This window comes from Rhodoferax sp. P1_F3, from assembly GCF_056405715.1.
In genome coordinates, this window is record NZ_JBFUBO010000002.1 from 100788 (window position 1) to 116590 (window position 15803).

The window sequence follows — 15803 nt, forward strand, 5'->3', positions numbered from 1 at the left end:
AACTGCATCACAACACGCGGTGCTGCAGCGACGGCAGTTGCGCCCGGCACTGCTGCAGGTGCGCATAGTCCAGTTCGGCGACCACCACGCCCGGCCCTTGCGCCTGCTCGGCCAGCACCTTGCCCCAGGGGTCGACCAGCAGCGTCTGCCCCCAGGTGCGCCGCCCGCTGGGGTGTACCCCCCCCTGGGCCGCAGCGGCCACGAATGACAGGTTCTCAATCGCGCGGGCGCGCAGCAGCACCTCCCAGTGCGCCTGGCCCGTGGTGTGGGTGAAGGCGCTGGGCGCAAGGATCAAATCTACGCCTTGCCGGGCATAGGCGCGGTACAGCTCGGGAAAGCGCATGTCGTAGCACACGCTCATGCCCACCTGCCAGGTCTGGCCGTCACGCGCCGACAGCGCAAACACCGTGGGCGTGTTGCCGCGCTCCAGCACGCGCGATTCGTCGTAACTCTCCACGCCGTTGTCGTAGCGGAACAGGTGAATCTTGTCATAGCGCGCCACACACTGGCCCTGCGGGTTGTAGGCCAGCGAACTGTTGAACACCCGGTCCGGCAGGTCTGCACGCAGCGGAAGCGTGCCGGCCACGATCCAGAGGCCCAGCGAGCGCGCGGTCCGCGCCAGAAAATCCTGCATGGGCCCGCTGCCAAAGCTCTCCTGGATGGCCAGCTTGTCCGTATCGCGCTGGCCGATCAGGCAAAAGTACTCGGGCAGCACGGCCAGCTCGGCACCGGCCTGCGCGGCCTGGGCCAGCAGCACGCCCGCGTGGTCCAGGTTGTCCGCCAGCACGCCGGTGGACACCATCTGAATGGCAGCAACTTTCATCTCTCACCTCCTGCTATCAACACAACACATACACCCTAACGGCGCTCCACCTTGGTCACACGCGGCTCCAGCCAGGTCCCATCCACCATGAACTCCTGGGTCGCCGCGTTGACCAGCGGCCCGCGCAAAATCAGCTGGGCCAAAAAGGTGCTCAGCCCCACCACGGGGTTGATGATGCTGGCGATCACCGAGGCGCTGCCTGCATTGATCTCGGGCACCACCACCACGCGCAGGTTTTGTGTTTCCTTGGCAATGTCGGCCTGGCCGTCCATCAGCACGGCGGCGTTCACGCCCTTCATCTGCAAATTGGTGGTGCGCGCAATGCCCTGCTCGATGGCGATGTCGCCGCGGAAGAAATCAAACGCAAAGCCTTCGCTGAACACATCACGGAAGTCCAACGTCAGCCGGCGCGGCAGCGACTGCAGGCTCAGCACGCCCAGCAGCTTGGCAATGCCGGGGTCGGCCTTGAGGAACTGGCCAGTCTCTACATTGACATTGAAGTTGCCCGCCATGCTGGGGTAGTCCAGATTGATGGGCGAGCCCAGCCAGGCTACCTGGCCCTCGATCTTGCCCTTGCCGCGGCGCACTACGCCGGTCATGCCGAAACGGTTCAAGAGCTCGCCCGCATCGTTGATGTCGAGCTTGAAATTCAGCACGGTGCGACGGCGTTCGCGCGCACTGCGGGCCGTGCCGGGACTGTTCATATTCGCCCAGTTGCCGCTGGCGGTCAGGGTGGCCTCGGGGGTCTGGATGTTGAAGCGGTTCAGCCGCCATTCGCGCGCACCCGCGGTGCCCAGGTTCACCGCTTCAATGTCCACATGCCCCAGCTTTTTGCCCCGCAGGTCGAAGTCCTCCACTTCGATGTCCAGCGCCGGGATGGTGGTGGGCTGATCGTCGAGCAGGCTTTCCACATCCTGCGCCGTGCTCTGGCCCACCGCCAGGCGCGCCAGGCGCGCGTACAGGCGCCCGGCGTTGCTGCCGGTGGGTTGGCGGTACTCCAGGTAGCCGCTGAGCTCGGTGGCATCCACGTTGGCGCGCCACACCAGGCCGTCGCGCCCACCCCCCMCCACCACGTTGTTGAGCTTGCGGCCCGACAGCCGCAGTTCCCGCGCCCGCACCGCCATCACCGTAGGCATGTAGCCCATGAAGGCCGACGCCCCAGGCGCCGCCGGTCCGCTGGCCGGGCTCTCGCCGGTGGAGCGGGACAGCACCTCGTTCCAGGCGTCCAGGTCCACACCGGACACGTTCAGGTTGGCCACCACGCCCTCGTCGGGCAGGGGCGCAGATTCGTCTGCCGCCAGCCCCACCGCAATGGCGCCGCGCAGCACGCGTGCATCGGCACCCGAAATGTCACGCTGGTAAATCACCGAGGCCAGGGTGCCCACGGTGAGCTGCAGCTGGTCTTGCAGGCGCACCGGCGCGCCCGCGACTTGTGGGGTGCGCAGCAAGGCAGTCTCCAGGCGCACCGGCAGGGTGGTTTCCGCCGTCTTGGCAAACGGTACCGGCAGGCTCAGGGCCATGCCGGTCAGCGGACTGCTGATCTGCAGCTCGGGCACGCCACTGCGCAGGCCCAGCACCGCGGTGTACGAGGTAGACCCACTGGCGTAGCCCGCCAGGCGCGTAGCCATGCCCAGCTCCTTGGCCTGGCGCAAGCCCTCGGCCGTGGCCGTGCCCTGCATGCGCAGTACCGGTGCAGCGGCCACGCGCGCGGAGCCCGGCACGAGAGGCGCACTGTGCATGTTCAGGCCACCCTCAATGCGCACATCGCCGCCCAGCGCACGGGCCTGGGTGCCGGTGACGGAGAAGCCCGATTCGGTAAAGGCCAGCGTGCCGCGCGCGCGCGTCAGGCGTGGGGTGTCGGCAGTGATTTGCAGATCGTTGCCGGCCAGCGTCACCTGGCCCTGCACCGTGGTGCGGTTCACATCGGTGAGTGGAACGCCCAGCTTGAGCCGGTAGTCTGCGTTGCCCGTGGCCGAGGCTTTGGCCAGTGCCCCGCCCAGCATGCCGCCCAGCGGCGAGCTGTGCACAATGCCCAACACCTCCGCCACGGGGCCCGTGGCCTCGGCATTCACCGCTAGCGTGGCACCCTGGAACAGGTGGCTGATGGTGGCGTCGGCCTTGGTGATGCGCAGGCCTGCGCTGCTGGCAAAGCCGCCCTTGGCGCCATTGACCTGCAGGGTCTCGTGGTCAATCACCAGTTCGCCCGACAGCTGCGACAACACGGGCCAAGGCAGGCTGTCCTTAGGCAGCAAAAACGCGGGCGCAAACGCAAAACTCGCGTTTTGCACATTGCCGGAAATGCGAAAGTCGCCCTGCTTGGCATCGGTGAAGGGGAACTTGGCCAGATCGCCCTTGACCTTGAACTTCACCCCATTGGCCACACCGCCGACGATGGCGGTTTGCAGATAGGTGCGCACGTCTTTTTCGATGACGTTGGGCAGGTAGCGGTACAGCCGCGTACCCACCACCTGGCTGGCCGTGCCCTGCAGGTCCAGTACGCCGGGGTAGCGGCTGTGCGCCTTGGCGTTGGCCGGGCCGGGGTCAGCGGTCTGCCATTTCACCTGCACGTCGACTTGGCCATCGGCGTTGCTGAAACGCAGGTTGGGAATGCTCACCTTCAAGTCGTCGCCCTTGCGCGTCCACTCCACCGCGGCGCTGAGTTCATCCACGGCAACCAGGGGTTCGTCCATCACCCCCAACAGGTCCAACACGCCCTGTTTCATGGCGACGCTGGCTTTGCCGCCCAGCTGGTTCAGGTCGAAGTCCAGGTCGGCACCGCGGAACCCCTGGGTCTGCACGCCGTTCAGCGTGCCGGCGTTGAGCGCCAGGCGCACCACCCGCCCCTTCGCCGCATAGACGCTGGGCTGCTCCGGTGGGCCCTGCCAGGTGGCCTGCAAGCTTTCCACCAAGCCCTGCGGGCTGTAGTAGCCCATCTGCGCGCGCAAGGCTTCGTCCAGCGGCAGGCGTTTGGCAATCTCGCCCATGGCTGCCAAGTCCAACCGGTCGGCCGAAAACTCTCCACGCGCCGGGGTCTTGGCAGCGGCTGCAAACAGGGCCAGCCGCACATTGCCACCGGGCCAGTGCAACCCGTCCTGGGTGTCAAAGGCCAGGGACTCGGTGAACACCTCAAAACCGCCGTCCAGGCGCCGCGCACCCAGGCGGCCGGCCACGCGGGTCAAATTCAGCGGGCCCAACTTGGGGTCCACCGTGGCTTCAACGTCGCGCAGCAGCACGTCGGCCGTGGCCCCGAGAACGTCGCCACGCGCCACATCGGCCCACACACGCAGACTGCCCACGCCCTTGGCCACGTCCACGCCCACATCGGCATAAGGGCGCAGGTGCGACACATCGGTCTGCGGGAGGTTGGCATACAGCTGCCCGGTCCAGGCGCGCCAGTCGCCCGCATCGGTCGAGAGTAGAGGCTGCTTGAATACGCCCATCACGCTGAGCCGCTCGCCCCATTGCGCGGGCGGGTCGGCATCCAGGCGCAGAGAATGGGTGTGCAGGCGGTTGCGCAGCACCACATCGACATTGGTGAGTGCCAGCGGCGGGGCGCCGCGCAGTTCGTCGGTCCAGCGCACAGTGCCATGGCGCAGCGCCACCTCGGTCTGCGAGAACACCCAGTCGGCCGCGGTCGTGTCGTGGGTGTCGCTGGCGGGCAGCGGCAGCCCGGCAATCCAGACCTGGCCGTCGGCGGCGCGGCGGATGTCCAGCACGGCGCCGTCCACATACAGCTGCTCAAATCCGAGGTTCAGCAGCGAGTGGGGCGACAGGGCCGCGATGACGGAGGGAAGCTTGAGTGCCTCGCGCCCTTGCGGGTCCAACAGGCGCACATCGGTCAGCGCAACCGAGGGAATCAGGCCATTGGATTTGGTGTCGATAGCACCAATGCGCACCGTAACCCCCAGCACCGTGGAGGCCCGTTGCTCCAGCCACGGGCGGAGTTCGCCAATTCGCGGCACAATCAGAAAATGCAATCCCCCCCACACCACGGCCATCGCTATCCATGCTGAGGCCAGCAAGCGAAGCGCCCATTTCGCGCTCACTGCAAGCGCTTTGAGCCAAGGCGAAGGGACAGGTGTCAAATCATTCATCGTGCATCGGGACTATGTCAGGAATTATGACCCGCATTGAGTCTTCCTCTTGGGCGGAGGGCTCCCGCTTTGGCCAGCGCATTCGGCGCCGTTACGAGGCACAACTCTCCTTGCTTCCCCCCCGGATACCTGACCGTGCTGCACTGCAGGCGCTGTACCAGGCCCTGCGCGCACAACAACCCGATGCCGCCACCGCGCTGCGCATCACGCGCCAGCTGGTGCTGGAACGCCTGGTAGCGCTCGATTGCGACGGCCAGGCCGACCTGACCAGCGTGACCCGGTTGATGACCGAACTGGCCGAGTGGGCCCTGGAAGTGGCTTACCACGAGAGCTTTGCCACGCTGCAGACCATCCACGGCGCCCCCCTGACCCCGCAAGGCGAGTTGTGCCAGCTGTGCATCATCGGCATGGGCAAGCTGGGCGCGCGCGAACTCAATGTCTCCAGCGACATCGACCTGATCTACATCTACGACCAGGACGGCGACACCACTGGTAACGCCGAGGGCCGGGGTCGCATCTCGAACCAGGAATTTTTTGCCAAGATGGTCAAAGCCATCTATGCGATGGTGGGAGACACCACCGAACACGGCTTTGTGTTCCGCGTGGACCTGGCGCTGCGCCCCAATGGCAACTCGGGCCCGCCCGCCGTGTCGCTGGGCGCGCTGGAGGAGTACTTCCACGTGCAGGGCCGCGAGTGGGAACGCTTTGCCTGGCTCAAAAGCCGCGTGGTGGCCCCACAGCAGGCCATCAGCTCCAGCTGTGCGCAGCAGCTGCGCGGCGTGGTCGTGCCCTTTGTGTTCCGCCGCTACCTGGACTACAACGTGTTCGACTCCCTGCGCGGTCTGCACCGCCAGATCCGCGACCACGCCTCCAAGCGCAGCGCGGGCCGCCCCGAGCGCAGCAACGACGTGAAGCTGTCGCGCGGCGGTATTCGTGAAATTGAATTCACCGTGCAACTGCTGCAGGTGGTGCGCGGCGGCCAGTACCCCGAGCTGCGCACCCGCCCCACCGTGAGCGCGCTGCAGCGCCTGGTGGTGGCCGGGCTGATGCCGCAGGCCACGGCCGACGGCCTGGCGCAGGCCTATGTGTTTTTGCGCCTGGTGGAGCACCGCATCCAGTACCTGGACGACCAGCAAACCCATGTGCTGCCCACCGACGAGACCGACCTGCGCTGGATTGCCAACACCCTGGGCCTGCATGACGGCTGTGCCCTGCTGCAAACGCTGGACCTGCACCGCGAGCTGGTGGCGCAGGAATTTGACGCTCTGCTGGGCGGCGCCCCCTCGGAATGCCGCGGCAGCTGCAGCAGCAAGGGCGTAGCCGCCACACCCAGTGATCTGGACACCGTGCTGGAGCAGCTGCAAGGGCTTTTCAAGGAGCGTGTGGCCTCCTGGCGCGAGCACCCACGCGTACTGGTCCTGAAAGAAGAATCACGTGCGCGCCTAGGCCGGCTGTTGCTGCGCACCGGCCAGTGGCTGGCCGAAGGCCGCGTGGCCGAAGACGCCGCGGTGCGCCTGGTGGACTGGATGGAGCCGCTGCTGCGCCGCGAGAGCTATCTAGCCATGCTGCTGGAGCGCCCCAAGGTGCACGAGCGCCTGCTGCGCATGCTGGGCGCCGCGCGCTGGCCCGCACGCTACCTGCTCAAACACCCGGGCGTGATTGACGAGCTGGCCAGCAACGCCATCCTGGAAGAGCGCTTTGACGCGGCGTCCTTCGAGCAGGACCTGGAGCGCCGCATGGCCTCGCTGCAGGGCAGCGCCGAGGACGACGACGAAGCCCTGCTGAACCTGCTGCGCCGTGCCCACCATGCCGAGGTGTTCCGCACACTGGCGCGCGATGTGGAGGGCGTGCTGACGGTGGAGCAGGTGGCCGACGACCTGAGCGCGCTGGCCGAAAGCGTGCTGCGCATCACCACGCGCTGGTGCTGGGAAAGGCTGAAGAACCGCCACCGCCCCGACCACCAGTTTTCCATCATTGCCTACGGCAAGCTGGGGGGCAAGGAGCTGGGCTATGGCTCAGACCTGGACATCGTATTTGTCTACGACGATGCCGATGAGCGCGCTGGCGAGGTCTATGCAGCCTTGGTGCGCAAGCTCATCAACTGGCTGACGGTGAAGACCGGCGAGGGCGACCTGTACGAGATTGACACCGCGCTGCGGCCCAACGGCAACTCTGGCCTGCTGGTGACCAGCTTTGACGCCTACGCCAACTACCAGCAGCAGCGCGGCAGCAACACCGCCTGGACCTGGGAACACCAGGCCATGACCCGCGCCCGTTGTGTGCTGGGCACTTCAGCGCTGCAGGCCCGCTTTGACGGCGTGCGTGCCGCTGTGATTGGCGCCGTGCGCGAAGAGGCGGGGCTGCGCCAGGAGATTGGCAGCATGCGCGAGAAGGTGCGTGGCGCCCACCCCGTGAAGGGCACGCAGTTTGACGTGAAGCACAGCCCCGGCGGCATGGTGGACATCGAGTTTGCGGTGCAGTTTCTGGTGCTGTCACAGGGTTGCAACCACCCGGAGCTGCTGGACAACGTGGGCAACATCGCCCTGCTGCTGCGCGCCCAGGCCTGTGGCCTGCTGCCGGCGCCAGTGGGTGATAACGCGGCCCAGGCCTACCGGGTGCTGCGCCAGATCCAGCACAAGGCTCGGTTGAACGAAGAGCCTACCCAGGTGGACGAAGCGGCGGCGCAGCAAGAGCGTGCCGCCGGCCTGGCACTGTGGGCGGCGGCGTTCGGCAGCTTATAAGCCTTTAAGGTCTCTAGCCCCCGCAAACAGTGCGCGAGCAGCTCCTGTTTTCATAGCATCTCATCGGGCGCAAAGGGAGCGATCAGCGTGGTGAGGAATCGTAGGCCCAGGCTGGCGTCGGGCTCCACCGATGCATCGGGGAACGCCGCACCCGGCGGGGCACGCCACCACAGTTGCTGGTCACGCAGTTCCACGCGGTAGGCATCGCGGGCCAGCGTAGGCTCCACCAGGCGCGTGGCTTCCGCAGAAATCGCGCGGTTGCGGATGGCGATGGCCACCTCGCTGTTTTGCAACTGCGAGCGCAGGTCCAGGTTCATGGAGCCCACCACCAGCAGCGCGTCGTCCATCACCACCAGCTTGGAATGCAGGCTGGCGCGTGACCCGGCATTGCCGCTGCCCAGCGCCGATGCGCCAAAACTGCGGAAGGTGCCCCGCTGCTCCGCCCGCATTTCGTACAGCTCTATGCCCAGCCCCAGCAGCGCCCGGCGGTAACGTGCATAACCCACGTGGGCGGCCGGCGCATCGTTAGAGGCCAGCGAATTGGTCAGCACCCGTATCTGCACATCGCGTCGGCGCAGGTCGGCAAAGGCCTTGAGCATGCGCTCGCCGGGCACAAAGTAGGGCGACACGATGAGCAGCGTGCGCCGCGCCTGCGCCATGAGCTGCAGCAGCCCGTCGACCGTGGTGTCCTGTGCGGCCTCGGTGACGTCAGCATCGGCCGCAATTTTGGAAGGCTTGTCCACGAGCAGCGCCGACGGTGCCCAGGTCCATGTCAACAAACGCAGGTCGGTGGTGCCGGGCAGAGTCTCGGCCACCGCGGGCGCTGGCATAGGCTTGAGGGCATCAATCTCCCGCACCGTCATCAGCGACTCCACCGGGTAGGCCAGCGGGTTGTTCCAATACTGGTCAAAACTGCGGGAGAGCTCACGCACGATGCGGCCCGCGGCCAGCACGTCCAGGTCCACAAAGTTGCTGTCCTGGCCCTGGCCAAAGTAGGTTTCTCCCAGGTTGCGCCCGCCGGTGATGGCCACGGCGTTGTCGGCCACCAGCATCTTGTTGTGCATGCGCCGCTGCATGCGCGCCGTGTCCTTGAGGTTGCTGAGCACCCGCCCCACCATGGAGCCGCGCCCGCCCGGCAGTGGATTGAACAGGCGCAACTCAATGTTCGGCTCAAACGCGAGCCTGAGCACCTGCGCGTTCTTGCCCGAGGTGTTGAAGTCGTCCAGCAGGAGGCGGATGCGCACGCCGCGCGCCGCGGCGTCGCGCAGCGCATCAAACATGCGCTCGGTGGTTTCGTCGGCAAAGATGGCGTAGTACTGCAGGTCCAACGTCTTTTGCGCAGCCTGAATCAGCGCCATGCGGCTGCTGAAGGCCAGTTCCGCATCGCCCACCAGCGCAAAGCCCGAGTCGTTGCGCGTACCCGCCTGTTGGGCCCGCGCCGCCACCGCCGCGCCCAGCCGCGTCTCGGCCGGGTTGGCCAGGGCGGAGGAAACCGGCCGGTCCACCGCGCTGGGCAGCGACGCACACCCGGTGAGCACCGCGCACAGCAGCCCCCCGGCCAGCCAACGCCAAACACCGGCCCCCACCCCGCGCTGGCGCTCTGCGGCCAAGGAAGGGGGAAGGCGCAGGGACGGCATGGTGCAGACCACTCTAGCGGAAAGCTTGGCAAACAGCGTGCGACGCCGCACCATCTAGCCACTTGTGATAAAAATGGGCCTCTAGCCCCCGCCGATGTTGCGCGAGCAGCTATATTTTTTGTAGCGACCTACCAGCACACCCGGCTGGCTGCCGCGAAGCCCTTCACCCTTTTCTTGTTGTCTGAATCCCATGCGTGCTTTTCTGTGGATGACCGGTGCCCTGGTGTCGTTTTGCCTGATGGCCATTGGCGGGCGCGAGCTGGCCGGTGGCATCAACACCTTCCAGATCCTGCTGTCGCGCAGCGTGATCGGGCTGGTGGTGGTCAGCGCCCTCATCTGGCGCACGGGCAAGCCCGAGCTGTTTCGTACCCAGCGGCTGAAGCTGCAGGTGGGGCGCAACCTGTTCCACTTTGTCGGCCAGTACGGCTGGTTTCTGGGCATTGGCCTGTTGCCGCTGGCGCAGGTGTTTGCGCTGGAATTCACCACGCCGCTGTGGACGCTGCTGATCGCGGCACTGTTCCTCAAGGAGAGACTGACCGCGCGCAAGGCCGTTGCGATTGCACTGGGCTCCATCGGCGTGGTGCTGATCCTGAACCCCGGCGGCGACATCGTGAACCCGGCGGCGCTGTATGTGCTGGGCGCAGCGGTCTGCTATGCCTTGTCCTATGTCGCGACCAAGGCGCTGTCCACCACTGAAGCCCCGCTCACCATCCTGTTTTACATGTGCCTGGTGCAGCTACCGCTGGGCCTGGTGTTGAGCGCCAGCCATTTTGTGCAGCCCACGCCGCTGCAGTGGGTGTGGCTGACGCTGATTGGCCTGAGCGCGCTCAGCGCCCACTTCTGCCTGACCCACGCGATGAAGACCACCGAGGTGAGTGTGGTGGTGACACTGGACTTTCTGCGGCTGCCGCTGATTGGCGTGGTGGGCATGGCGCTGTATGGTGAGGGCTTCAAGCCCATGCTGCTGGTGGGGGCCGCACTGATGCTGGTGGGCAACCTCGTCAACGTCTACAAGCCGCGCGCTAAGGCGGCGGGTTAAGGTACATCAGCTCGCGCGGGTGCGCTGGCGTTGTGTTTCACCCTACCTGGTAGGGGGCCGGTTTGCGGCGGAAGCGGTCGTTCTTTAGTCCGAGCCAGTAGCATAGGTCTGCTTCAATTGAGTTCCACAAATGCCCAAGATTCATTCGATCACTGCCGCCCCTGTCAACTTCGGAGTAACACTCCCCTCAGATGTTGACGTTGACACGGTCAATTTTTCCTCGGATGGGTTGGTAATAACTCTAAGCTCTGAAAAGGAGCGGAAATGCTGGGAATTGAGCTTCATCGATGTCATGGGTCACCGGGTCCTTGACGAAGGGGACCTTTTGGAGTTTTGGCCAGAATGCTCACGACCTCGTGGTTCAATCTTTCAAATCCAGGCCGGAGGTTGGCTGGCGCAAGAGTCCAATCGGGAGGGATTCTTACTTCGCCATTTGCAGCCCGGCATTTGTGAGTATTTCGTTAATGGTTCCGGTGCCTGCGTATGCGTGCTCTCACAATCTGCCCCTGAAATCAAGGCCTGTACTCAGGGCTAAGGTCGAATTCGAAGGACTGCTTTCAGTCTGCAGGCGTCGTGGTGTCGGGTCGATAGACTGCAAAATCGATAAATTTTTCGTTAGGTTGCATCAATGCACGAGATCGCAGATTTCATCGACAAGTACACCGAATCTGATCGGGAGCGGGTTGCCTTCGCTTGGAACGGCGAGCACGCGGCGGAGTTCGAGGATGCCAATCAAGAGTTCCGGTGGAAGGTAGTGCATGCGTGCTTGGCCGCACCAGAGAGGGCACCGCCGCTCTTGCTTGAGCACCTTTTCCTGGCAGATGCGGAGTGGTCACGCGAAGCGTGGGGTTCTCCGCATCACTTCGCAGAGCTTGGCGGCGCGCTCCTTGTGCGCGGCGAAGATGCCGCACTGGGTTCGTTCGCGAAAGGTTTCGTTGCTTCGTTCGACACCTTTGGTTCCTGCCACGAGCTCCGCCTTCCGGCTGAACTACTAGCTCGCCTAACCCGCCACACGCAGCAAGCACTGATAGGAATGAACGACGAAGAGCAACGAAAGCCACTCGAAGCCACTGTCGAGTTGTTCACAAAACTGCAAGCCGGAAGTGCCGCACATGGCTGGGCGAGGGTTGAACCGGGTACGCAAGTCGCAAACGTTCATGTCGTGTGGCCGCGCTGGTATCACACGGCCTGGATAAAGATTGCCTCGCTATGGAGGTCCAATGCAACCTAACCACTGCTTTAGATCTCTGCAAATGTCCGCAACCAGTCTGTTGGCGCCTGCGCTTTGTGGCAGATGCGGTCGTCTCGCTTCGGTGCTCGGTTTAATACGATTCCAACAGCTATTCGATACATTCCTCCTTAAAGGTTAGCCGCTATGAAGTTCCTCACGCCTTGGCACGAGAACAAAGACGATGAACTGATCGCCGAACTGGATAGGGAAGTGCCAAAGGGTCATGTTCTGCACGGCCTGCCGGTCAGCGTACTGGGTCGCAGGGACGACAAGGACGAGGTGCTCTTTGCGCTGCAAGATGGAACCGGGCGCCTCGCCACTGTGCATTTGACATTTCAGGTCGAGACAGATGTCCGCTGGCCTAGTTTCGCAATATTTGCAAGCGAAGCTGAGTGGATTGAAAAAATGCAGGCTGATCATGTCGAGTACGAGGCTTAACATTTCGGCCCATCGGATCGCCTGCGGTGTCCGCTGGCCCCTAGGTAACGACTGCTTTCAGTCTGACACGGCCGTTCCCCAGAGCGGCATCAGCCGCCCGATCTAAGCTAGTGACGCGCAACTTAGCCCTAATGGGCAACCATAACCATGCCAACGGGCGGGCCACTTCCCAGCACCCCCACATAGGAATAGACTGGTTCGGTCGCGTCACGCAGCTTTGCGGACGCATACGCCATGAACATCAACGACTTTGTCAAAGCCCATGCAGCCACCCAGTACCTGGGGGCCAGCGCCAGCACGCAGGCCACGGGTGGCTTGAGTTTGGTGGCGCAGGCGGGGCTTAAAAAGGCGGACCAGCGCATCCAGGCGCAGGTGGATACGACCACTGCGCAACTCTCCACGTTTGGCAAACTGCAGTCCGCCGTGTCAGGCACGCAGATAGCCGCGCGTGGGTTGGGTGTTTTGGGCAGTACCAGCACGGCAGCGGCGCAGAAGTCTGCTGCCAGTGATTTCACCAGCGCTTTCAACACGGCCCTGGCCAGCGCCAAGACAAGCGCCGCACAGCCCGGCGATGCCGCGGCGGCGCAAAGTGCCAGCCGTACCGGCGGCAACCTGCTGCGTGCGTTGGGCGCGGACTCGGCCACGGTGGATGCTCTCAAGAAGGTGGGCTTCAGCCTGAATGCGGGTGGCAGCCTGGTGCTGGACACCAAACAGCTGGACGCCGCACAAAAGGCAGACCCGACCGCTGTGCGCGCTACCTTGAACAAACTGGGCCAGCAGGTCTTCAGCGCGGCGACGCAGGAGTTGGCTGGCAATGGCAATGTGGGCTTGTCTTTGTCCACGCTGAACCAGCGCCCCGGCATTCTCAAAAGCCAACAAGCCACCTTGAGCGCGCTCGGGCAAGGCGCCAGCCCCACGCAGAGCAACACGGGCTTTGGCAGTTGGACGAACTGGGGCGTGTCGGCCTACCAGCAAAGCAGCTAGGTGCGGCCGGTTTTCACGGCGTTGTCTCAGCCCGCCCGAATGCGCTGCACCAGCTTGGTGGTCGAGTAGCCCTGCACAAACGGCAGCGCCAGTGCACGGCCGCCCCACGACTCCATCAGCGCCGTCTCAGGCAGCTTGGCCATGTCGTAGTCGCCGCCCTTGACCAGGATGTCGGGGCGGATCTGGGCAATGATTTCTACCGGCGTGTCCTCGCCGAACCAGGTCACCAGGCTCACCGCCTCCTGGCTGGCCATCACGATGGCGCGGTCGGCCTCGGCGTTCAGCGGGCGGTCGTCGCCCTTGCCCAGGCGTTTGACGGACGCATCGGTGTTCAGCGCCACGATCAGGCTGCCGCCCAGCGCGCGGGCCTGGGCTAGGTACATCACATGGCCGCGGTGCAGCACGTCGAACACGCCGTTGGTGAACACCCAGGGCCGGGGCAAATGCGCCAGCGCGGCCGCCAAAGCGTCCGACGGTACGATTTTTTGAAGAAAAGCGGGGGACTGGTCGATAGATTCCATGACGAAGATGCTAGCAGCACGCCGTTTTGCCGAATCGCCGGCCGGGCCACGCGTGCGCGCATTGCATAATTCGCCGACTTCTATGCACCTCGTTCCTGTCAACGTCGAATCCATCCGCATCGGCCAGCCGCTGCCGTTCCCCTTGATGGACAAGAACGGCGTTTTGCTGGCCAAAAAGGCCTTTGTGGTGGCCACGCGCCAGGACCTGGACGAAATCTCCCAGCGCGGCGGCGGCCTGTACATCGACGTGGCCGACTCCGAAGCCCACCACCGTGCCTATGTGGAACGCCTGCACGGCCTGGTGCGCGAGGACAAAACCCTGGGCCAGATCGCCGGCACACAGATCACCAACGACACCACGGCCGCCGAACGCGCCGCAGCGGATGACCGCATGGACTGGCTGGACCTGCAGGAGGTGGCCAACTCGCTGCTGCGCGAGACCCAGCCCGCCATGTTCCGCGAGCGCATGGTGCGCCTGCTGCGCCAGCTGCAGCGCAATATGCAGCGCAACGCCGACGGCACCCTGTTTGCACTGATCTACCTCTCCGCCACCGACACGCGCATGTACAGCGCCACGCACGCCATGCTGGTCAGCGTGATGTGCAATCTGGCCGCCAAAGAGGTACTGAACTGGCCTGAGGCCGACCAGATTCTGGTGGCCCAAGCCGCGCTGACCATGAACATCGGCATGACCGACCTGCAAGACCGCCTCGCCATTCAGCTGGAGCCGCCCACGGCCACGCAGCGCGCGGCGATCGATACCCACGCCGAGCGCTCGGCCCAGATGCTGCAGGCCATGGGCGTGGGCGACCACGACTGGCTGGCCGCCGTGCGCGATCACCACCGGCAGGCACCAGGCCGCCTGGCCGACCGCACCCGGCCCCAGCGCCTGGCGCGGCTGATCCAGCGCGCCGACATGTTCGCCGCCCGCCTGGCGCCGCGCGCCGCACGCGTGCCGCTGGCACCGGCCGCAGCCATGCAGGCCTGCTACTTTGATGAGGTGAAGGCGATTGATGAGGCCGGTGCGGCCCTGATCAAGGCCGTGGGGATTTACCAGCCCGGCTCGTACGTGCGGCTGGCGACGAATGAGATTGCGGTGGTGATCAAGCGCGGTGCCAACACCACTACGCCGCGCGTCGCCGTGCTGGTGAACCGCAGCGGCATTCCGACGGTGGAGCCCACCATCCGCGATTCCAGCCTCAAGGAATACCGCATTGTGGCCAGCGTAGCGCACCGCGATGTGAAGGTACAGATCAACCTGGAGCGGCTGCTGCCGCTCACCGCCGTCCCGTCCTCAGACCGGCCGTGGTGAGGCCACGGCCTCAATAGTGGCGCCGAGCTCGCGCGCCAGCTCTTTACGGTACTTGTTGAGCTCTTGCACGGTGGTGAAGCTGCGCTCCATGAGCAGGCTCAGGTTGTGCAGGATGCGCTCGACCACCTTGGTTTCCCACACGGCGTCGAAGTTGATTTGCTTGTCCAGCCAGTGCTCCAGCCACTCGGGGTTGGGCAGGCGGCTTTGGATGGTGTCGCGCGGGAACAGCGCCTTGTTCACATGCAGATTGGTGGGGTGCAGGGCCTGGGCCGTGCGGCGGGCCGATGCCATCAGCACGCCCACTTTGGCAAACGCGCTCTTGGCCTCCACACCGAAATTAGTGATAGCGCGCTTCATGTAGCGCAGGTAGGCACCGCCATGGCGGGCTTCGTCCTGGCTGAGCTTGGTGTAAATCGCCTTGATAACGGGCTCGGTATGCCATTCGCTGGCACGGCGGTACCAGTGGTTCAGGCGAATCTCGCCGCAGAAGTGCAGCATCAGCGTTTCCAGCACGGGCGCAGGGTCGAACTCGAAGCGCACCGCGTGCAGCTCTTCTTCGGTGGGCGCCATGTCGGGGCGGAAGCGGCGCAGGTATTCCATCAGCACCAGCGAGTGCTTCTGCTCTTCAAAGAACCAGATCGACATGAAGGCGGAAAAGTCGCTGTCGCCACGGTTGTCACGCAAGAACATCTCGGTGGCCGGCAAGGCGGCCCACTCGGTGATGGCATTCATCTTGATGGTGGCGGCCTGCTCGTCAGAGAGCTGGCCGGCGTCGAACGCATCCCAGGGGATGTCCTTGTCCATGTCCCAACGGACCGATTCCAGCTGTTTGAAGAGTTCAGGGTAGAGCATGGCAACCTTTCAATGCGTTTGAATTTTAGTCGGGCCGTGTGTCAACACCTTGACACAGCTATGGCTTTTTCGTGACAAACCAAGGCCTTGGCCTCGATTGCGACCAGTCAATTCGATAAATTACTATACAG

The 15803-nt window shown here is 64.6% G+C and carries 11 protein-coding genes; 6 read left to right on the top strand and 5 right to left on the bottom strand.

What is annotated here, in order from left to right; all coding sequences use genetic code 11:
• Positions 1-7 precede the first annotated feature (7 nt).
• Positions 8-823 carry a carbon-nitrogen hydrolase family protein gene (locus tag AC1DZ5_RS03115; protein ID WP_477885963.1) on the bottom strand — a complete coding sequence of 272 codons (816 nt, stop codon included), beginning with the start codon at positions 821-823 and terminating at the stop codon, positions 8-10.
• A 35-nt stretch (positions 824-858) separates the two neighbouring features.
• On the bottom strand, positions 859-4869 hold the full coding sequence (locus tag AC1DZ5_RS03120; RefSeq protein ID WP_477885965.1) for a YhdP family protein: 4011 nt from the start codon (positions 4867-4869) through the stop codon (positions 859-861).
• Between the two features lie 74 nt (positions 4870-4943).
• Between AC1DZ5_RS03120 and glnE the strand changes: the two genes are divergently transcribed.
• Positions 4944-7658, top strand: a complete 2715-nt coding sequence (gene glnE, locus AC1DZ5_RS03125) for a bifunctional [glutamate--ammonia ligase]-adenylyl-L-tyrosine phosphorylase/[glutamate--ammonia-ligase] adenylyltransferase (protein WP_477885967.1) — start codon at positions 4944-4946, stop codon at positions 7656-7658.
• Positions 7659-7708: 50 nt separating this feature from the next.
• On the opposite strand, the gene AC1DZ5_RS03130 is transcribed toward glnE, so the two are convergent.
• Positions 7709-9295, bottom strand: coding sequence for a phospholipase D-like domain-containing protein (locus AC1DZ5_RS03130; RefSeq protein WP_477885969.1), 1587 nt, complete (start codon positions 9293-9295; stop codon positions 7709-7711).
• Between the two features lie 190 nt (positions 9296-9485).
• Here AC1DZ5_RS03130 and AC1DZ5_RS03135 point away from each other — a divergent pair, with 190 nt between their 5' ends.
• The 4 genes from AC1DZ5_RS03135 to AC1DZ5_RS03150 all read left to right on the top strand — a co-directional run bounded on the left by AC1DZ5_RS03135 (position 9486) and on the right by AC1DZ5_RS03150 (position 12987).
• Positions 9486-10334 (top strand): DMT family transporter, encoded by an 849-nt coding sequence (locus AC1DZ5_RS03135; RefSeq protein WP_477885971.1) that lies wholly within the window; start codon positions 9486-9488, stop codon positions 10332-10334.
• A gap of 628 nt (positions 10335-10962) precedes the next feature.
• The gene (locus tag AC1DZ5_RS03140) at positions 10963-11565 is read left to right on the top strand and encodes a hypothetical protein (protein ID WP_477885972.1); all 603 of its coding nucleotides are present in this window, start codon (positions 10963-10965) and stop codon (positions 11563-11565) included.
• A 144-nt stretch (positions 11566-11709) separates the two neighbouring features.
• Positions 11710-12003, top strand: a complete 294-nt coding sequence (locus AC1DZ5_RS03145; RefSeq protein WP_477885973.1) for a hypothetical protein — start codon at positions 11710-11712, stop codon at positions 12001-12003.
• A 234-nt stretch (positions 12004-12237) separates the two neighbouring features.
• A complete protein-coding gene (locus AC1DZ5_RS03150; protein ID WP_477885974.1) occupies positions 12238-12987 on the top strand; it encodes a hypothetical protein in 750 nt (249 codons plus the stop codon).
• Between the two features lie 26 nt (positions 12988-13013).
• Here AC1DZ5_RS03150 and AC1DZ5_RS03155 read toward each other — a convergent pair whose 3' ends face one another.
• Positions 13014-13508, bottom strand: coding sequence for an adenylyltransferase/cytidyltransferase family protein (locus AC1DZ5_RS03155; protein ID WP_310343243.1), 495 nt, complete (start codon positions 13506-13508; stop codon positions 13014-13016).
• An 82-nt stretch (positions 13509-13590) separates the two neighbouring features.
• Here AC1DZ5_RS03155 and AC1DZ5_RS03160 point away from each other — a divergent pair, with 82 nt between their 5' ends.
• The gene (locus tag AC1DZ5_RS03160; protein WP_477885975.1) at positions 13591-14820 is read left to right on the top strand and encodes an HD-GYP domain-containing protein; all 1230 of its coding nucleotides are present in this window, start codon (positions 13591-13593) and stop codon (positions 14818-14820) included.
• Here AC1DZ5_RS03160 and AC1DZ5_RS03165 read toward each other — a convergent pair.
• Positions 14803-15672: a ferritin family protein gene (locus AC1DZ5_RS03165; RefSeq protein WP_477885976.1), complete on the bottom strand. Its 870-nt coding sequence runs from the start codon at positions 15670-15672 to the stop codon at positions 14803-14805. The genes AC1DZ5_RS03160 and AC1DZ5_RS03165 overlap by 18 nt on opposite strands.
• Positions 15673-15803: the final 131 nt, after the last annotated feature.